Annotated in this window: 13 protein-coding genes; 8 read left to right on the forward strand and 5 right to left on the reverse strand. The window is 67.6% G+C overall.

Going from position 1 to position 18,633, the window contains the following annotated elements:
- Positions 1 to 288 precede the first annotated feature (288 nt).
- The 3 genes from V6Z91_RS24330 to V6Z91_RS24340 all read right to left on the reverse strand — a co-directional run bounded on the left by V6Z91_RS24330 (position 289) and on the right by V6Z91_RS24340 (position 2,104).
- Positions 289 to 1,092, reverse strand: a complete 804-nt coding sequence (locus V6Z91_RS24330; RefSeq protein WP_338762310.1) for an IS5 family transposase — start codon at positions 1,090 to 1,092, stop codon at positions 289 to 291.
- A gap of 96 nt (positions 1,093 to 1,188) precedes the next feature.
- Positions 1,189 to 1,416 carry a hypothetical protein gene (locus V6Z91_RS24335; RefSeq protein ID WP_338762313.1) on the reverse strand — a complete coding sequence of 76 codons (228 nt, stop codon included), beginning with the start codon at positions 1,414 to 1,416 and terminating at the stop codon, positions 1,189 to 1,191.
- Positions 1,417 to 1,828: 412 nt separating this feature from the next.
- Positions 1,829 to 2,104, reverse strand: coding sequence for a hypothetical protein (locus V6Z91_RS24340; protein WP_338762316.1), 276 nt, complete (start codon positions 2,102 to 2,104; stop codon positions 1,829 to 1,831).
- A gap of 1,210 nt (positions 2,105 to 3,314) precedes the next feature.
- Here V6Z91_RS24340 and V6Z91_RS24345 point away from each other — a divergent pair.
- From V6Z91_RS24345 to cphA, 5 genes are all read left to right on the forward strand, one after another.
- Positions 3,315 to 4,751, forward strand: a complete 1,437-nt coding sequence (locus V6Z91_RS24345; protein ID WP_338762318.1) for an iron-containing redox enzyme family protein — start codon at positions 3,315 to 3,317, stop codon at positions 4,749 to 4,751.
- 82 nt (positions 4,752 to 4,833) lie between these two features.
- Positions 4,834 to 5,889: a class I SAM-dependent methyltransferase gene (locus tag V6Z91_RS24350; RefSeq protein ID WP_338762321.1), complete on the forward strand. Its 1,056-nt coding sequence runs from the start codon at positions 4,834 to 4,836 to the stop codon at positions 5,887 to 5,889.
- Positions 5,890 to 5,897: 8 nt separating this feature from the next.
- Positions 5,898 to 6,797, forward strand: coding sequence for an isoaspartyl peptidase/L-asparaginase (locus tag V6Z91_RS24355; RefSeq protein WP_338762323.1), 900 nt, complete (start codon positions 5,898 to 5,900; stop codon positions 6,795 to 6,797).
- Positions 6,790 to 7,692 (forward strand): cyanophycinase, encoded by a 903-nt coding sequence (locus V6Z91_RS24360; protein ID WP_338762325.1) that lies wholly within the window; start codon positions 6,790 to 6,792, stop codon positions 7,690 to 7,692. The genes V6Z91_RS24355 and V6Z91_RS24360 overlap by 8 nt, the downstream gene beginning before the upstream one ends.
- On the forward strand, positions 7,689 to 10,334 hold the full coding sequence (gene cphA / locus V6Z91_RS24365; RefSeq protein WP_338762328.1) for a cyanophycin synthetase: 2,646 nt from the start codon (positions 7,689 to 7,691) through the stop codon (positions 10,332 to 10,334). The genes V6Z91_RS24360 and cphA overlap by 4 nt, the downstream gene beginning before the upstream one ends.
- Positions 10,335 to 10,545: 211 nt before the next feature.
- On the opposite strand, the gene V6Z91_RS24370 is transcribed toward cphA, so the two are convergent.
- Both V6Z91_RS24370 and V6Z91_RS24375 read right to left on the reverse strand, forming a co-directional pair.
- Positions 10,546 to 11,556 (reverse strand): AraC family transcriptional regulator ligand-binding domain-containing protein, encoded by a 1,011-nt coding sequence (locus V6Z91_RS24370; protein WP_338762333.1) that lies wholly within the window; start codon positions 11,554 to 11,556, stop codon positions 10,546 to 10,548.
- The gene (locus V6Z91_RS24375; protein WP_338762336.1) at positions 11,553 to 12,413 is read right to left on the reverse strand and encodes a diguanylate cyclase; all 861 of its coding nucleotides are present in this window, start codon (positions 12,411 to 12,413) and stop codon (positions 11,553 to 11,555) included. The genes V6Z91_RS24370 and V6Z91_RS24375 overlap by 4 nt, the downstream gene beginning before the upstream one ends.
- Positions 12,414 to 12,685: 272 nt before the next feature.
- Here V6Z91_RS24375 and V6Z91_RS24380 point away from each other — a divergent pair, with 272 nt between their 5' ends.
- From V6Z91_RS24380 to V6Z91_RS24390, 3 genes are all read left to right on the forward strand, one after another.
- Positions 12,686 to 15,178: a TonB-dependent receptor gene (locus V6Z91_RS24380; RefSeq protein ID WP_338762339.1), complete on the forward strand. Its 2,493-nt coding sequence runs from the start codon at positions 12,686 to 12,688 to the stop codon at positions 15,176 to 15,178.
- On the forward strand, positions 15,175 to 16,983 hold the full coding sequence (locus V6Z91_RS24385; RefSeq protein WP_338762342.1) for a phytase: 1,809 nt from the start codon (positions 15,175 to 15,177) through the stop codon (positions 16,981 to 16,983). The genes V6Z91_RS24380 and V6Z91_RS24385 overlap by 4 nt, the downstream gene beginning before the upstream one ends.
- A gap of 226 nt (positions 16,984 to 17,209) precedes the next feature.
- On the forward strand, positions 17,210 to 18,508 hold the full coding sequence (locus tag V6Z91_RS24390) for an NCS2 family permease (protein WP_338762345.1): 1,299 nt from the start codon (positions 17,210 to 17,212) through the stop codon (positions 18,506 to 18,508).
- The last annotated feature ends 125 nt before the right edge of the window (positions 18,509 to 18,633 follow it).

Below are 18,633 nucleotides of genomic sequence, written 5' to 3' on the forward strand. Positions count from 1 at the left end.
TGGCCTCGTCTTGACACCGTCGCAGTTTGCCAATCGCCACGGCGACGGGCGTAACGCCTGGCGCTTCGTGTGGCTGCGATTTCACGGCAAGGAGCAGTGGGTACGCGCCTGTGACTGCCGCGCCCGTATCGATGAGCACCGCAACGGCAGATCTGCGCAGACTGATCCCGTCTAACGCGATCCATAAGCAAATTGCCGGGTGACCGGCATTAGACCAGTCCATGACTTTTGCGGGCAAAATGACCGAATCAGTTTCTAGACGGGCGATTTTGGCCAGGCTTAGAGCGCCTAACAAAACCTCTCAACGTATCTCCAACAGATGAGTGAGCACGCGAGCGAAAGAAAGGCCTGGTGAATGTCGGCCCTCCGTTCATAACGGATGCGCAGTCTGCGAAAACGGTGCAGCCATCCAAGTGTGCGTTCAACGACCCAACGCCATCGGCCTAGCCTTTCGCGTGACTCGACGCCGTAACGTGCAATCCGAGCTGAGATTCCTCGCCGGCGCAGCCAGGCCCGATGCGCCCTCGAAGCGTACGCTCGATCAGCATGTAGCTTACCTGGCCGTTTCCTCGCCCGGCCGGACAGCCCTTTAACAGCTGGGATCGATTCTACGAGAGGGATGAGTAGGCGCGAGTCATGGACCTGAGCGCCAGTGATTTGAGCTACCAGAGGCAGGCCACGCTGATCGACTAGTAAATGGTGTTTGCAGCCGAGCTTGCCGCGATCGGTCGGATTCCGGCCGGTATGCACGCCACCAGCCGGTGCCGGTACGCTCGCTGCATCAATGCAAGCTCGATCCCACATGATCTGGTCATACCCTCGAAGGCGCCGCAGGACTGCCTCATGGACGCGCTGCCAAACACCGGCTTGCATCCATTGGTGAAGGCGACGCCAGCACGTCATGCCGCTGCCGCACCCAAGCTCACGCGGCAGGTATTCCCAAGGTATTCCAGTTTTGAGAACAAACAGAATGCCCGTCAGGGCTGCACGATCGTTGATCCGCGGTCGTCCACCTTTCGGCGAGCGACTGTAAGCAGGAAGATGAGCTTCTATAAGCGACCAAAGGTCGTCGGGGAGAAGTGCTTGGGCCATGGCAGCAGTCCGCCGGTGAAAACGGCCGTCATCTTATGCTCAGAACTGCGGCCATGTGCGTCCGCTTCCGCCCCAAAGCTGCCGTTGGCATGCGGACTAAATTACACCCCACCACATCTGCCGGGTCGCGACGGCTGGCACGAGATCGTCCGCCACCGACGAAACTGTGTCGAATGAGGCGTTTGCCTCGGCAGGCTTTTTGTCCTGCATTGCGGAATAGCCGGCGGTGCCGCAAACCGATCGCTTGAAGGACTCGAACTCTCGAAAATCCCAGCAGGCGAACGACCAAGTCCCAGCGGGCAGCACATGCGTAATAACGTCCATGTCCCACCTATAGCAGAGACGCAGCCGTAGTCTATGAACTGGGGAGGGCAAGTCACTGTCGCCAGATGGAAGCCGGAGAAGTCTGACCAAGCCAATTTCCAGGCGAGTTCCGCGCCCGTAGTCAGTCACGTCCTCATAGCATGCGATCCCATCGCCATTCTCAGCAAGGACGTCAGAAAACCGGATGGTGGTCCAAAACTCTTCCATGGCGTCGAACGCGATTGGCAGAGTTAGGGCTGAAAGCTTCAGCGACCGAGAGCGGAGGAAAGCTCGAAACTCTTTTTCCACTTGGGAGGAATCTTTTAGAAGCATCGACTATTTGAAAAAACGAGGCTAACTGGCAGTCCACGACCGTCCGCTACTGCCCATCTCGGCCGTTCATTGTACGGCGGCAACCGACCATTGTGTACGATCACACCTCAGCGTCGTAGACTTCTTTCTCGAGCGCTGCAGTGAGCTTGGCACACAATTTGGTGATCCATCCCCTAAAAAGCAGAGGATCGGTATTTCCAGCGACCAGCAACCCGCTTGGCTCGACGGAAGCCCCAATGAAAAACTCGCTGCCCCACGGCCCGAACCAGGTCGAATGCTCTTCAAGCCACCCATCCATTGAACGATATACGGTCGTGACCTTGGCCCAGTCGGACTCAGAAAGGCCATAAGGCAAATTTAGAGTGATTGACTGCATTCTTGGATGTTCTGGTGTGCGCTAGGTCCGCTGTTGGCAGTTCTTGGCCGAACTCGGCCGTTCGCGACAGGATAGCATGTCGCCGAAGCAGAAAGTCACGGCCTGTCGCGACAGGCAGCTACCGCCCCAAAGCGGACCTTCACAATGATGGCATGAGAGAGCAGCTAGACAATGCGTCCCTCGTTCCGGATAGCTTCATACATGCGCTCTACGTACTTGCGATCCTTCGTATCGGGAAGTAAAACGTCTACTTGATGCAGAATAGTCTTCGCATGAGCGCATGAGATTTGAATCGGGTTAACAGCGTAGGGACGTTCGACAATAACAGGCTTTTCGTAGGCAATGGCGTTGCTTCCCTCTAGGACAACTGGAAGGAGAAGCCAGTAGTACGAACCGTTTGCTCCCTGAAACGAGGCACATAGTGACCCACCGTCTCGAAGCATTTCAATGCCATGCGCAAGGGCGATTGATGGAAGCATATCCTGAATAGACCCTAGAGTTGAAACGAACGTCCGCTTCTGGCCGAAAGCGGCCGGTCGCATTGCCAAAGTGTACGTGCTTGTTGCCACCAGGACAAGCAGCGGGTTTTGTTAGGCGCTCTTAGAGAACGGCAGTCTATTTTGGACTGGTTTAGTCCGCCCCCACGAAGGGGACTCCTGTCCCACCTACGGTTCTCCTGCCCCATACATGCCGAGGATCAAACATTGGCTTTGGGCAAAGCGGCCGGTTGTGCCAGTCTGTGTTTTTTGCGGTTCGGCAGATTACTATGCTCTGGCCAACGGCCGAGATCTCGCAAATCCGTACTATCGTGGACTGCCGGGGCAGCCTCGTTTCTCACTAATAGCTTATGCTTTTAAAAGATCCCTCCCAGGTTGAGGGCACCCCGAACTGCGGCGGCACCGCATTGTCACCGAGAAACGATCCCTACCTGGGACTTATGACCAGCGGGCCGGCATTCACCTCGCCCTCCCTTTGCTTGCCTGCCCTCTCATCTGCCACAGCTGGCCGGACAGGCTTCGTCAACCGCCGCGCGCAAACGATGACGAGGGGCGTCGCCCCGTTCCTGTAATCCCTCTCTTACACGGGCACGGGATGCCTGCTGCTACTCAGCCCGGCTATGGCACAGCATACTCGTTATACAGATGACAACGCTCTTAATAAGAGTCAACGCCTAAGAGACCTTCACAGCCGCCTGGATAAAGAGACAAGAATGCCCACTACCGCCCTCGCCCAACTTCCCCAGTCCACCGTCGATACCGGCAGCGCCAAGGCCGTGTACGACGCCTTGCATGATGGCGCCGATCCCGGCGTCGCCGCCGCGTACCTCGAAGCCCGGCTGGCCGAAGCGGCGGCCCTGCCGTGCGACCTGCCCGGCACGATCGACGAGATGGCCGCGTGGATCACGCGGCATACGGACGCGGTCGGTGCCGAGTACCGCGCCTATCTTGCCGCGCGCAAGGGCGGCGCACCGCGCCGCTTCTTCAAGACCCGTTCGCAGGCGCTGTATTTCCTGAAGGCCGTGGCCCCCACCAAGCTCGTGGATGGCGCCTGGCTGTATGGCGTGCTTGATCGCTGGCAAGATCCCGATTACCTCCCGCTCATCCGCATCTACCTGGAAGAGCTGGGTAACGGCGTGCCGGACAAGAACCACGTAACGATCTACCGGAAGCTGCTGGAACAGCACGGCTGCGAGAACTGGCAGGGCCTGCCGGACCGGCACTATGTGCAGGGCGCGATTCAGCTGGCCCTGGCCGCGGGTGCTGATGATTTCCTGCCGGAACTGATCGGGTACAACCTCGGCTACGAACAGCTGCCCCTGCACCTGCTGATCACCTCGTACGAGTTGAACGAGCTGGGCATCGATCCCTATTACTTCACGCTGCACGTCACCGTCGACAATGCCGACACCGGCCACGCGCATACCGCCCTGGAGGCCGTGAAGCGCCTGCTGCCGCGCGTGGGCGACCGCGCGGCATTCCTGCGCCGCGTCGCGGCCGGCTTCCGGCTCAACGACCTGGGCATCGGCACCGTCGAGGCCATCGCCTCGTTCGACCTGGAACGGGAAACCGTGGCCATGCTGGCCTCGAAGGCCGTGGTCGGCAAGAACATGCACTCGGATTACTGCCGCGTTGCCGGCCGCACCGTGAACGATTGGCTGGCCGAGCCGGGCCAGATCCCGACTTTTCTCGAAAAGCTCGAGCAGCAGGGCTGGATCCGTCGCGGCGAGCCGGCCGAAAACAGCCGCTTCTGGAAACTGATCAACGGCGAGCGGGCCGAGATGTTCGGCGTGTTCAGCCCCTACGAACAGCAACTGCTGCAGGACTGGATCGTGACCCCGCGCGACGGCTCCGAGCCGGCCATTGCACGCGTGCCGAGCCACCGCGCCTTGCGCCGCAGCCTCGACACGCTCGACCAGGCGCCGGCGCGCAACACGGCCCCGCGCGGCGTCATCCGCCATACCTTCCCCGCCGACGAGCACGCCTGGCAGACGATCGGCTGCGAACTGCGCCTGCTCGAAGCCCAGCTGGCCGCCACGTCGAGCAAGGACGAGGCGATGACCATGTTGATCGGGCTGATGGCGCCGAGCCAGCACCACACCTCCGCCGGCCTGATGGCCACGCGCGTGTTCAACCGTTTGTACCAGTGAAGCACCGCCGTGCCGCCGGCACGGTAGCGCGACCACTGGCGGCGCGGCAAACCACTACACCATAACGACTCGAGGGGATACGATGATGAATGTCACCGCAAGCGGCGGCCCGGCCGACCTGGGGGCCGCTGCGGCGGCTCCTGCCGATCTTTCCGCACCTGCCACCGCCTCCACCACGCCACGCACGCTGCCGCTGCCCGACGCGGCGGCGCTGGTGGAGCTGGGCCGCGCCCTGCGCAAGGCCCGCTACCGCTTCACCACCGTCACGCCGGCCACGCACAGCCGCGTCAAGGGACGCAGCGACCACGTGTGGGCACGCGACCTGGCCGACGTCTTCGGCTGGAGCCGCCCGTTCCGCGCCGACGCCCTTGCCCCCGAGCTGCTCGCGCTGATGATCCGCGCGGGCATCGCCCAGCCGCATCGCGACGGCTGGCGCTCCACACTGCGTGTCTCTTCGCTGGGCGACGCGCTGTACTTCCACTCGGCCTACCCCACCAGCGAGAGCGATGCCGTGTTCTTCGGCCCGGACACCTACCGTTTCGCCCGCGCGCTACGGGCCGAGCTGGCCGTGATCGAGGCCGGCGGCCGGCCGGTGAAACGGGCCGCCGACGTGGGAGCCGGTGCCGGCCCCGGCGCGCTGACGATCGCGCGCAGCCAGCCGGGCGCGGAAGTGCTGGCCCTGGACATCAACGGCCGCGCCATGCACCTGTGCCGCGTGAACGCACAATTGGCCGAGTTGCCGAACGTGGCCGTGCGCCACAGCAACCTGCTGCAGGACGTGCCGGGCGACTTCGACCTGATCGTATCGAACCCGCCCTACCTGCTGGACAAGTCCGAACGCGCCTACCGGCACGGCGGCGGCGAGCTCGGCGCCGGCCTGTCGATCGCGCTCACGAAACAGGCCATCGGCCGCCTGGCGCCGGGCGGCAGCCTGCTGCTGTACACGGGCGTGGCGATGGTGCGCAACGAAGACCCGTTCCTGCGCCGCGTCGAGCCGATGCTCACGCAGGCGGGCATGAACTGGCACTACGAGGAGCTCGATCCGGACGTGTTCGGCGAAGAACTCGATACCCCGGCGTACGCCGAGGCGGACCGCATCGCGGCCGTGTGGCTGAAAGCATCGAAACCCCTGCATTGAAAGACACCATGACCCAAGAAATGAAAGCCACCGTCGTCACGCACGGCGGTGCCGGCGGCAGCCGCGACCAGGACGACGGCTGCCAGTTCGCGGCCCGCACGGGCCTGGACCGCGTGGCCGGCGGCGGCAGTGCGCTGGACGGCGCCGTGGCCGCCTGCGTGGCGCTGGAAGACGATGGCCGCTACAACGCCGGCAGCGGCTCGGTGCTGTGCCTGGACGGTCGCACTGTCGAGATGGATGCCGCCGTGATGGATTCCCAGGGCACGCTGGGCGCCGTTGCCTGCATCCAGCGGGTGAAGAATCCCGTGCTGGTCGCGCAGGCCGTCTCGCGCACGCCGCACTGGCTGCTGGCGGGCGAAGGCGCGGAACGCTTCGCCCGCACGGCCGGCTTCCCGCTGTACCACGAGATCAGCGAACGCCAGCGCGCCAAGCACCTGAAGCTGATGGCCACGCTGGGCGGCAAGGAGCCCGCCACGCCGGGCGTGGCCAACCGCGCGTTCGCCGACTACTGGAACTACGACACGCCACGCGAGTTTACCCCCTGCGACACGGTGGGTGCGGTGGCGCGCGACGCCGCCGGCAATTTCGCGGTGGCCTGCTCCACCGGCGGCTCCGCCCCCTCCCTGCTGGGCCGCGTGGGCGACACGCCGATCATCGGCAGCGGCTTCTATGCCGGCGCCGAGGGGGCCGTGGCCGTTACCGGCATTGGCGAACACATCGTGCGCCACCTGCTGGCCTATACCGTCTACGGCTGGATCGCCGGCGGCATGCCGGTCGAGGAAGCCGTGCGCCGCGGCGTGGCATTGCTGCCGAAGGAAATCGACGTGGGCGTGATCGCCGTCAACCGCACGGAAGCGGCGATGGACAGCAACCGGGAAATGCCTTGCGCGCAGGTGTTGCATGACTGAACACTTCGACCGCAGCCAGCATGGCCACCTCGTGATCGTCGGCGGCCATGAGGACCGCGAGAACAGCAAGGAAATCCTGTCGCGCTTCGTGCAGCTCTCGGGCGGAAAGTCGGCAACGATCGCCGTCATCACCGCGGCCAGCCGCGTGCCGGACGAGATGTGGCGGCGCTACGACACCGTGTTCCGCGAGATCGGCGTGCACGAAGTGATCCGCGTCGACCTGCCGGACCGCGCCACCGGCAACGATGCCGAGCTGGCCGCGCGCGTGCGCCGCTGCGACGGCATCTGGATGACGGGCGGCGACCAGAAGCGCCTGCTGGCCATGATCGGCGGCACGCTCCTCGACGAGGCAATGCACGGCGCCCTGAAGGAGTCGGGCGCCTGCATCGGTGGCACCAGTGCCGGCGCCTCGGCCATGTGCGGCCACATGCTGGCCGACGGCAAGGCCGACCTGCTGCCCGAGAAGGGCTCGGTGAACCTGGGCGCGGGCCTGGGCTTCGTGCAGCGCGTGGTGATCGACCAGCACTTCTCGGAACGGCACCGGCTGGCGCGCCTGCTGACCGTGGTGGCGCAGAACCCCTACCTGCTGGGCATCGGCATCGACGAGGACACGGCGCTCGTGGTCGAGCGTGGCGTGGGCATCGAGGTGATCGGTGCCGGCAGCGTGACCGTCGTCGACGGCCGCACGATGATCTCGAACGTGGCCGACATCCCGTCCGGCGGCACGCCCCAGCTGATCGACGTACGCCTGCACCTGCTGCCGGCCGGCAGCAGCTTCGCCCTGCCGGAAGAGATCCACCATCCCCACCAGCTGCGGCCCGATGCAACCCGCGACACGCCGGCCGCGCTTACCGATTTCGTCCGCAACGTCACCAAGAGGAATCCCCTGTCATGAAGATCCTGGATCAACGCGTGCTGCGCGGCCCCAACCTGTATGCCGCGCGCCCGTGCCTGCTGACGGTGCTGGACCTCGAAGAGCTGCACGAAGTCGGCTCCAGCGACGTGCCGGGCTTCACCGACGCGTTGCTGGCGCTGATGCCGAGCCTGATGGCACACCGCTGCTCGCCGGGCCACTATGGCGGCTTCGCCGAACGCCTGCGCGACGGCACCTACATGGGCCACATCATCGAGCACCTCACGCTCGAACTGCAATGCCTGGCCGGCACCCCGGCCGGCTTCGGCCGCACGCGCCGCGTGCGCGGCCAGCCGGGCGCCTACCGCGTGGTGTGCGCCTACAAGGTCGAGGAAGTGGCCGTGGACGCCTTCGACCTGGCCTTGGCCATCGTGGCCGCGCTGGCCAAGGGCGAGCGCTTCGACCTGGAAGAGCCGCTCGCGGCGCTGCGCCGCACGGCCGAGCGCAATGCCGTGGGCACCAGCACCGCGGCGGTACTGAAGGCGGCGCGCCGCCGGCGCATCCCGTACTTCCGCGTGACGGAGAACACCAACCTGTTCCAGCTGGGCTGGGGCAGCAAGCAGAAGCGCCTGCAGGCCACGATGACCGGTGACGCCAGCAACATCGCCTGCCGCATCGCCAGCGACAAGCAACTGACCAAGGCGCTGCTGAAGGAGGCAGGCGTGCCGGTGCCCGGCGGCAGCGTCGTGGCGAGCGCCGACGAGGCGCTGCGCGCCGCCCGCAGGCTGCGCGGCACGGTCACCGTGAAGCCGCTGGACGCCAACCAGGGCAAGGGCGTGACCACACAGTGCAACACGCCCGAGGAAGTGGCGGCCGCCTTTGAAGCGGCACGTAAATTCTCGCGCAGCGTGATCGTGGAACGCTACATCGAGGGCCATGACTACCGCGTGCTCGTCACCGGCGACGTGGTGGCGGCGGCATCGCTGCGGCGCCCTCCCGCGGTGACTGGCGACGGCCGCCGCACGGTCCGCGAACTGGTCGAGATCGAGAACGGCAATCCGGCGCGCGGCAAGGGCCACACGAACATCCTCACCCAGATCCCGCTGGACGAGCATGCGCTGCAGGCCCTGCAAAAGCAGGGCTACGGCTTCGACAGCGTGCCGCCGGTGGGCGTCCCCGTCACGCTGCGCGGCAACGCCAACCTGTCCACGGGCGGCACGGCCGAGGACGTGACGGCGCTGCTGCCCGAGGAAACGCGCGCCACCTGCGTGCGCGCCGCGCAGAAGATCGGGCTCGACGTGGCGGGCATCGACCTGGTCTGCCGCGACATCGCCCGCCCGCTCGACGAACAGGGCGGCGCGATCATCGAGGTCAACGCGGCGCCGGGCATCCGCATGCACCAGTACCCTGCCGCCGGCACCCCGCGCGACGCGGGCGACGCCATCGTGCAGGCGATGTATGGCGACGATAATGGCCGCATCCCCGTCATCGCGATCACCGGAACGAACGGCAAGACCACGACCACGCTGATGGCCGCGCACTGCGTGCGCATGGCCGGTTTCCGGACGGGCGTGACGACGACCGAGGGTGTGTACATCGACGGGCGCCGCATCGTCAGCGGCGATTGCAGCGGCTACTGGTCGGCGCGCACCGTGCTGACCGACCCCACCGTGGACTTCGCGGTGCTGGAAACGGCGCGCGGCGGCATTCTCAAGCGCGGGCTGGCGTTCGACCGTTGCGATGTCGCGGTGGTACTGAACATCAGCGCCGACCACCTGGGCCTGGACGGCGTTAACACCGTCGAGGACCTCGCCCGGGTGAAAGGCGTGGTGGCCAGCGCCGCGTCGCGCTGCGTGGTGCTCAATGCCGAGGACCGCCACTGCGTGCGCATGGGCGCCCGGCTGCGCGAGCAGGTCGAGGTGCTGTACTTCGCGCTGGACCCGGACAATCCCGTGCTGCTCAAGCACCTGGCCAACGGCGGCCGCGGCGCCTACCTGCAGGATGGCGAACTGGTCATTGCCGACGGCACCCGGCACATGGTGCTGCTGCGCGCCGCCGAGATGCCGTCCGCGCTGGGCGGCCATGCGCGCTACAACATCGCCAACGGCCTGGCCGCCGCCGCTGCCCTGCTCGCTTCAGGCCTGACGCCGGAGCGCATCGCCGCCGGCCTCGCGAGCTTCGTTTCCGACGGGCGCAGCAATCCGCTGCGCAGCAATGTGTTCGACGTGCGCGGCGTGACCGTCGTGGTCGACTACGCGCACAATCCGGCTGCCTACACGGCGCTCTCGGGCATGGCGCGCGGCCTGTCGAAGGGCAAGGTGGTCGGCGTGGTCACGGCGCCGGGCGACCGCCGCGACCAGGACCTGCAGGCCGTGGGCGCGACGTGCGCGAACGGCTTCGACGAGATCGTGGTCTACGAATCGAACAACCGGGGCCGCGCGCCCGGCGAGTGCGCGCGGCTGATGCTCGCCGGCGCCGCCACCAGCGGGCGGCCGGACGAGGCCATCCACAGCCGGCTGAACGGCCAGGAGGCGCTGCGGCATGGCCTGTCGCTGTGCCGACCGGGCGATGTGATGGTGTTTGCCTGCGGGTCGTCGCTGGGCGAGGTCGTGGAAGCGCTGCGGGAGAGCGATCCCGATAGTGCGCGCAGGATTGCGGAGCAGGCGGCGCTGGCGGGGGCGTGAGCCTCAGGTATCGAAGTGATGGCGGCGCGAATTTCTCGTCCGCGGCGTAAGAACACCAGTGTCAGACACCATTTTCCTGCGGAAAATGGTGTCTGACACCGGTTTGCCTCCGAGGTCGCGTGATCTCAAACCGGTGGCAACGCTACCCGCTCGTCCGCGGCGGATGAGAACGGGTGTCTGACACCGGTTTGCTTCCGAGGTCGCGTGTAAGTCAGCCGGCCAGGCCCATCTTTAACAACCACGGCGTCACCCCGGTCCACCTTTTGAACGACCGACGGAAATTGGCGGCATCGTGGAACCCGAGATACCCCGCCACGGCCTCGTTATCGGCCCCCTGCGCGTGGAACATCCACAGCGCGACATGGGTACGCACCTGGTCCAGCTCGGCCTGGTAGTGCGTGCCGTGCCGCGCCAGGTGGCGCTTGAACGTGGCCGGGCTGACGCCGAAGTCGGCGGCGGCCCGCTCCAGCGCGGGCGCCGTGCGCACCCGTTCCAGCAGATAGTCGTACAGCGCCGCCAGCAGGCCTGGCGAGCGCTCCGGCTCGCCCTCGGCGGCGCGCAGCGCCAGGGCGGCGGCCAGCGCGCTGCCGCGCGGCCAAGGGCGGTCCAGCCATCCGTCCTCGATCAGCATCGCGTCGAAATGGCAGTCGAAGCGCAGTGCGCTGCCCAGGTGCACGTGGTGCTGCTCGATGTGGCGGGGCGCGGCGCGGTTGAAGCAGAAGCGCCACGGCAGGCGTTCGCCGCCCAGCCAGCGGCACAGGGCGACGACGGCCGTCATGTGCATCTCTACCAGCGCCCCCTTCAGCGCCGGGGCGCCGTGGCTGTCGATCCAGTACAGTGCCGCCATGCCTTCCCAGGTTTCCAGGCGGGGGCGCAGCAGGGGCGTCAGCCGGGCGTGCCAGCGGCACAGGATCGCCAGCGCCTCGCGCAGGGTCGGTGCCTGCACCAGGGCGTTGCTGGGTGCGCCGTCGTGGCCCGGCAGCAGTTGCTGGCCCAGCATGAAGCTCGTGTCCGGACTGTCCAGCGTGCGCAGCGCATTGGCGAGCAGCTGGAGATACTGCGCCGGCGCCACCAGGCCGGGCGCGCCCGGCGCGGCATCGAGCCCGGTGCCCCGCAGCAGCGCGCCGGCGTCGGCATCGCGCGACCGGGCGAATGCCAGCACGAGCGCCGGCTGCTGGTGGGCCGGGATCGTCGCCTCGGCAGCGCCCCGCCAGGCGATCACGCCGCGTCCACCTGGCGGCACAGGTCCGCCAGCACGGTGTCCGGCGAACGGGCGGCCGCGCCGTCGGTCAGGGCCACGCTGTGGCGCAGCGTCAGCGGCACCGGCGTGCCGCCCGCATGGTGGCGCATCATCGCCACCATCACGCACAGGTGGCGGGCCGCGTCATGCGCGGCCGCGTCCGTGAGCCCCGGCATGAGCACGGCGAACCGGTCGCCCGCATAGCGGCACAGCAGGTCGTCGCAGCGCAGGTTAAGCAGCAGCATGTGGCTCACGGCCTGCAGCACCCGGTCGCCCTCGGCCTGGCCATGTTCCCGATTGATGCGGTGGAAGCCGTCGATGTCGAGCAGCACCAGCGCGCAGCCGCCCCGCTGGCGCGCCAGCTGGGCGCGCAGGTAGCCGGCGTCCGCCAGCTGCGTCACGCGGTCGAATGCGCGGTGGTCGCGGAACAGCCGCTCGCGCTTTTTCAGGTGTTCCGTCAACGTGGCCTGTTCCTGGCGCCAGTACACCATGCCGGCGGTCAGCACGACCATGCCGAGGGGGACCAGCGCTTCCAGCGCGTTGTCCCACAGCGCGGCCTTGTCGACGCTGAACATCTCGTCCAGGCAGTCGGCCCACGAGCCCGCGCCGATCGCGGCCAGGCCCAGGGACAGCAGGCGGGTCACGCGGCCGTCCGGCCGGCTGGCCAGCACGATCATGCACCAGGCGAGCGCCACCAGGGCCGTGCCGCCCTCGCTGGCGATGTCGAACCATTTCCAGGTACCCGTCGGCTTGACGGCGCCGGCGGTGGCATACAGCAGGGCGAGGACCGCGCAGGCGAGGCAGGCGGCGGCAATGGCGTGGCGTTGGATCGTGTTCATGACCGGCCAGCTTAGTGGCGGTTTGTGACAGGGCCGTGACCTTGGGGAGCGCTTGTGGCGCCATCGCCAGGGGTGCGATCGGCTCACGGGCCGTGCCGATTCCGGCGCGATGCGGCCGCGTCGCCATGGCGTCCTGCGAGCGACACGGGGCGGCAAGGGGTCATTTCGGCTCATCGGGCATGCCGCCGCCGCCGGGGCGCGAAAGCTGTCACCGATCGGTCATATGGGCTGCCTAGAATCCGCCCCCATCGTCAACCAACCGAAGAACAAGCATGCGACACCTTGCCATCCCCGCCCTCGGCCTGCTGGCCGCCACGGGAGTCCAGGCCGCTGGCGACCCCACGGTCGTCATCGCCGGCCAGCGCGTCAGCCTCGCCAACGCCATCGCGGCGCAGGAAAGGGCCGACAATATCGTCAGCGTCGTCTCCAGCGATGGCATCGGCGGCCTGCCCGACAAGAACGCGGCCGAAGCCCTGGCCCGCCTGCCCGGCGTGGCCGTGCAGCGCGACCAGGGCGAAGGCCGCTATGTGGCGGTGCGCGGCCTGGGCCCGGAATTGAATGCCGTGACGATCAACGGGGCGCAGGTGCCCTCGCCCGAGTCGGGCACGCGCGCCGTGGCGCTCGACGTGCTGCCGGCCGGGCTGATCCGCACGCTGGAAGTCTCGAAGACGCTGACGCCGGACCAGGACGCGAACTCGCTGGGCGGCACCGTAACGGTCAAGACGCTGTCCGCCTTCGACCTGCCCGGGTCGATGCTCACGCTCGGCGTCGGCGCCAGCCACGATACGAACACCGGCCGCAACAGCCCGAACGGCAATCTGCTGTGGGCGCAGCGCATTGCCGGCGGCACGCTGGGCGTGGCGGCCGGCCTGTCCGGCGAAAAGCGCAAGTTCGGCTCCGACAATGTGGAAACGGGAGGTGCCTGGAGCGGCGACCGCCTGGAGGGGTTCGAGCTGCGCGATTACCTGCCGGTGCGCGAACGCCGTGCGGCCGCCCTCAACCTGGACTGGCGGCCCGATGCCTCTTCCAGCTACGCGCTGCGCGCTTTCGTGAGCCGCTTCTCCGATGACGAAGTGCGCGACCGCCTCACCGTCGGCAATATCGACGGCGACGACCTGGCAGAGGGCGAGACCGACAGGGCGCGGCTGGAACGGCGCCTGCGCCAGCGCAAATACACGCAGGAGATCCGCTCGCTGACGGCCAGCGCCGACCGGCGGCTGGGCGAGTGGCGCGTCCAGGCCGAGGCGACGGCCAGCCGCGCCACCGACGACGCGCCCGAGTCGATCAACGATGCGCGCTTTCGCGCCAGCTTCGCCGGCGTCGGTTTCACGAACACGATGGCGCCGCGGCTCGTCGCACCGGCAGCCGCATTCGACCCTGCCAGCTACAACCTGAACGCCATCACGCTGCAGCAAAGTCATGCGGAAGATCGCGCCAAGGCCCTGCGGCTGGACCTGACGCGCCAGTTCGACGATGGCTATGCCGTGAAATTCGGCGCCAAGGCGAGCCGCCGCGACAAGGACAACGACACCAACCAGTGGACCTACGACAGCAACCGTGCCACCAGCGCCAACTGGTGGGGTGCAGGGTCGCGGTCGATGAACGCCTTCGTCGGCGCTGGGCAGATCGATTACGCGTTCGGGTCGATCGGCGCGGCACTCGACCCGGCCCTGGTGCGCGCGCGGGTCGCGGGCCTGCCGCGGGCCGGCGCGCAACTGGCGGCGGAATCGGCGCTCGACGATTTCGCGATGAGCGAGGATATCGACGCCGCCTACGTGCAGGGCACGCTCGCCCGGGGCGCCTGGTCGCTGCTGGCCGGCGTGCGCGCCGAGCGCACCCGCTTCGAGGCGGCCGGCCGGCAGATCGAAGTACTGGAAGACGACGGCGAATCGATCACCGCGCGCCGCGCCGGGCGTGCCTACACGAACTGGCTGCCGACGCTGCAGGCCCGCTACGACCTCGATCGCGCCACCAGCGTGCGGGCCGCGTGGACCAATTCGGTGGTGCGCGCCAACTTCAGCCAGCTGGCACCCGGCATCAGCCTGGACAGCGCCACCGAGGCCACCATCGGCAACCCGGAGCTGGCGCCGCTGAAATCGCATAACCTCGACCTGGGCATCGAGCGCGTGCTGGGCAGCGACGGCACGATGTCGGCCTACCTGTTCTACAAGGACATCGCCAATTTCACGTACGCGACCAACCTGGCGGGCAGCGGCCGCTGGGCCGGCTATACGACCGCGACCTCGTATGCCAACGGCGATTCGGCCAGGGTGCGGGGCATCGAGCTGGCCTGGCAGCAGCCCTTGCGCATGCTGCCCGCGCCGTTCAACGGCCTGCTGGTCGGCGTCAACGCGGCCTTCACGCACTCGCGCGCCGCGATCGACAGCTTCGACGAGGAGGCCGGCAGCCGCCGGGGCCGCTCGATCCGCCTGCCGGGCCAGTCGAGCCGCATGGCCAATGCGATGATCGGCTACGAGGTGGGGCCGGTCAGCACGCGCCTGGCCGTCAACCACAAGTCGCCCTACCTGCTCGAGCTGGGCGACGACGTGCTCGACGCACGCGGCGACCGCATCGTCGACAGCCAGACGCAGGTCGACTTCTCGCTGTCGTGGCAGATCGACCGCCGCTGGCAGCTGTCGTTCGAGGCCAGCAACCTGAATAACGAAAAATACTATGTGTACCAGGGCGTGAAGGCGCACAACGTCCAGTACGAACAATACGGCCGCACCTACAAGATCGGCCTGAAAGCGAGCCTGTTCCGATGAAGACCCTGATGTCGATTCCGCTGCTGGCCGCCGTGCTGGCGGCGCATGCCCAGCCCCTCCCGCCGGCGCTGGCGCAGGCCCGCGGCCTGGCCGCCCTGCCGGACGGCTGGCTGGCAATGGACAAGGACGCCGTGCGCCTCGTCGACGCCGCCGGTACCGAACGGGCGCGGCTGGCCGTGCGGGGCCGCCAGCTCGACGCGCGCGCCGGTGCGGAAGCGGGCGCGCTCGCCATCGTCACCGACGCCAATGCCGAGCGGGTGATCCCGCTGCGCGTGGATGCCCGCGCCGGCACCCTCGCCGCCCTGCCCCCGCTGCCGGACACGGGCTACGGCATCGAGGCCGCCTGCCTGTATCGCGATGCACAGCGGCTGACCTACGCTTTCCTGGTCGGCAAGGACGGCCAGGCCGAGCAATGGCTGCTCGACGGCGAGGCGCCGCGCCGCGTACGCCGGCTGGCCTTGCCGCCGCATGTGGAAGCCTGCCGCGTCGACGATGCCGCCGGCACCTTGTACGTGGCCGAGGAAGGCATGGGTGTGTGGGCCTACCGGGCCGATGCCGAAGGCGCGCCGGCACGCCGGGCGGTCGCGCTGGCGCCGCCGTTCGGCAAGTTGTCCGGCGGCGCCGGCGCGCTGGCTGTCGTGCCGGGCGGCGTCGCGGCTGCCGATGGCAAGGACACGCTGCACGCGTGGCGCCTGTCGGGCGACACGTGGCGCGCCGTCGCGGTCGCCGCGGAGGGGGTCGGGCAGCTGGCCACCGACGGCAGCGGCCGGTTGCTGGCGCGCGGCGGCAAGGACTGGCGCGTCGTCTCCCTCGCCCTCAAGGCGCCGGCGCGCGCCGCGCCGCTGCCCATCGTGGTGCCGCGTGCCCAGACCGAACCGGTGGCGCGCGCCGGGGATGCCGCCGATGACCCGGCCATCTGGCTGCACCCGACCGATCCGACGGCCTCCCGGGTACTGGGCACGAACAAGAAGCAGGGCTTGCTGGTGTACGACCTGCGGGGACGGCAGCAGCAATTGCTGGAGGCTGGCCGCCTGAATAACGTCGATGTGCGCCAGGATGTGGCGTTCGGTGCGGAACGGTTCGACCTGGCGCTGGCCACGCAGCGCGACGAGAACGCGATGGTACTGTTCACCATCGCCCCCGACGGCACGGTGGCCGAGGCCGCGCGCCTGCCGACCGAACTGGCCGAGATCTACGGCGCGTGTGTCCACCGGCCGGCGGGCGGCGGCCTCGATGCCTTCGTCAACGACAAGGATGGCCGCTACCTGCACTACCGCATCGGCCGTGCCGGCGGCAAGTTCACGGCGCAGGTCGTGCGCCGCTTCCGCACCGCCAGCCAGCCGGAAGGCTGCGTGGCGGACGAAGCCAGCGGCCAACTGTTCGTCGGCGAGGAAAAGCGCGGCCTGTGGGTGACGAGCACCGACGCGGCCGCCGAACCGCGCCTGGCCATGGCGCTGCCCGTCGGCGGCGTGCTGAAGGCCGATGTCGAGGGTGTCGCCGTGTACCGTGGCGCAGCACGCAGCTATGTGGTCGTCTCCAGCCAGGGTGACGACAGCTACGTGGTGCTCGACGCCGCCCCGCCCCACCGCGTGCGCGGCGCGTTCCGGATCGGTGTCGACACGGCGGCCGGCATCGATGGCGCGTCCGAGACCGACGGCCTGGAAGTGACGTCGGCCGACCTGGGCGGGCCCTATGCGCGCGGCATGCTGGTCGTGCAGGATGGCTACAAGCGCATGCCCGATGGCCCGCAGAACTTCAAGCTCGTGGCGTGGGAGGACATTGCCCGCGCGCTCGGGCTCGACTAGAGCGGGTACACGCCGGGCTCGCCAGAACGGCCCGGCGTGCTACGCTCAACCCGCGCCAGCGCCGCCGGGTGCGTGAAGTTGAAATAGATCACCAAAAACGCGATCGATTATACTCCCGCAACACTTATTGCTATAACGTTTCGTAAATGACTTCACGATTGGAAGCGAATGGTATGCTTCCTGCGGATAGCACAACAATGAACACAACACCTGGGGAGGGACGGCCGTGTCGATTGCCGAGAAACTATTCAAACTGAGGGAAGCCGGCACGGACGTGCGCACCGAGGTCGTCGCCGGGGTGACGACCTTCCTGACGATGGCCTACATCATCTTCGTCAACCCGGCGATCCTGGGCGATGCCGGCGTGCCGAAGGATGCCGTGTTCGTCGCCACCTGCCTGGCGGCCGCGCTCGGCACGCTCATCATGGGCCTGTACGCCAACTACCCGATCGGCATGGCCCCCGGCATGGGCTTGAATGCGTATTTCGCCTACGCCGTCGTGCTCGGCATGGGCGTGCCCTGGCAGACCGCGCTGGGCGCCGTGTTCATTTCGGGCTGCCTGTTCCTGCTCATTTCGATCTTCGGCCTGCGCGAATTGATCGTGAAAGGCATTCCGGCCTCGCTGCGCACGGCGATCACGGTGGGCCTCGGCCTGTTCCTGGGCCTGATCGCGCTCAAGAGCGCGGGCATCGTGACCGGCAACAAGGACACCATGGTCAGCGTGGGCGACCTGCACAAGGCGCCGGCGCTGATGGCCATCGTCGGCTTCCTGCTGATCGTGGCGCTGGACCGGCTGCGCGTGAAGGGCGCGATCCTGATCGGCATCGTGGTCGTCACCGTGCTGTCGTTCTTCTTCGGCGGCAACACCTTCCAGGGCATCTTCTCGGCTCCGCCGTCGCTGGCGCCCACCTTCGGCCAGCTCGATATCGGCGGCGCGCTCGGCACCGGCATCCTCAACGTGGTGCTGGTGTTCTTCCTCGTCGAGCTGTTCGACGCCACCGGCACGCTGATGGGCGTGGCGGCGCGCGCCGGCCTCCTGGTCGAAGGGAAGATGGAGCGCCTGAACAAGGCCCTGATGGCCGACAGCACGGCCATCGTGGTCGGCTCCGTGATGGGCACCTCGAGCACCACGGCCTATGTCGAGAGCGCGGCGGGCGTGCAGGCCGGCGGCCGCACAGGCCTGACCGCCGTCGTGGTGGCGCTGCTGTTCCTGGCCGCCCTGTTCATTTCGCCGCTGGCCGGCGTGGTGCCGGCGTATGCCACGGCGCCCGCGCTGCTGTTCGTGTCCTGCCTGATGCTGCGCGACCTTGCCGACGTGGAATGGGGCGAGACGACGGAGAGCATCCCCGCCGCCGTCACGGCGCTGATGATCCCGTTCACCTATTCGATCGCCCACGGTATCGCCTTCGGCTTCATCACCTATGCCGCACTGAAACTGCTCACGGGCCGCGTGCGCGAAGTCAAGCTGGTCGTGTGGATCATCGCCCTCGTCTTCCTCTTCAAGTACACCTGGCTGGGCGCCTGACCCTGCCGACACATGGGGCTGGCATTGCGAAAAATTGCTTTCGTAATGTCAGCTACTCACTAGGCCATGTGCCGGACTACTCCTACACGAATGTAACCGCTGGTCGGTGTCGCCTCATAGCGGCG

Source organism: Massilia sp. METH4 (assembly GCF_037094685.1).
In the GTDB taxonomy this organism is placed as follows: Bacteria; Pseudomonadota; Gammaproteobacteria; order Burkholderiales; family Burkholderiaceae_D; genus Rugamonas.

What these genes read in the sequence shown, in the direction of transcription:
- V6Z91_RS24330 (WP_338762310.1), bottom strand. Translation starts at nt 1,092, where the DNA reads ATGGCCCAAGCACTTCTCCCCGACGACCTTTGGTCGCTTATAGAAGCT.
- V6Z91_RS24335 (WP_338762313.1), bottom strand. Translation starts at nt 1,416, where the DNA reads ATGGACGTTATTACGCATGTGCTGCCCGCTGGGACTTGGTCGTTCGCC.
- V6Z91_RS24340 (WP_338762316.1), bottom strand. Translation starts at nt 2,104, where the DNA reads ATGCAGTCAATCACTCTAAATTTGCCTTATGGCCTTTCTGAGTCCGAC.
- V6Z91_RS24345 (WP_338762318.1), top strand. Translation starts at nt 3,315, where the DNA reads ATGCCCACTACCGCCCTCGCCCAACTTCCCCAGTCCACCGTCGATACC.
- V6Z91_RS24350 (WP_338762321.1), top strand. Translation starts at nt 4,834, where the DNA reads ATGATGAATGTCACCGCAAGCGGCGGCCCGGCCGACCTGGGGGCCGCT.
- V6Z91_RS24355 (WP_338762323.1), top strand. Translation starts at nt 5,898, where the DNA reads ATGACCCAAGAAATGAAAGCCACCGTCGTCACGCACGGCGGTGCCGGC.
- V6Z91_RS24360 (WP_338762325.1), top strand. Translation starts at nt 6,790, where the DNA reads ATGACTGAACACTTCGACCGCAGCCAGCATGGCCACCTCGTGATCGTC.
- cphA (WP_338762328.1), top strand. Translation starts at nt 7,689, where the DNA reads ATGAAGATCCTGGATCAACGCGTGCTGCGCGGCCCCAACCTGTATGCC.
- V6Z91_RS24375 (WP_338762336.1), bottom strand. Translation starts at nt 12,413, where the DNA reads ATGAACACGATCCAACGCCACGCCATTGCCGCCGCCTGCCTCGCCTGC.
- V6Z91_RS24380 (WP_338762339.1), top strand. Translation starts at nt 12,686, where the DNA reads ATGCGACACCTTGCCATCCCCGCCCTCGGCCTGCTGGCCGCCACGGGA.
- V6Z91_RS24385 (WP_338762342.1), top strand. Translation starts at nt 15,175, where the DNA reads ATGAAGACCCTGATGTCGATTCCGCTGCTGGCCGCCGTGCTGGCGGCG.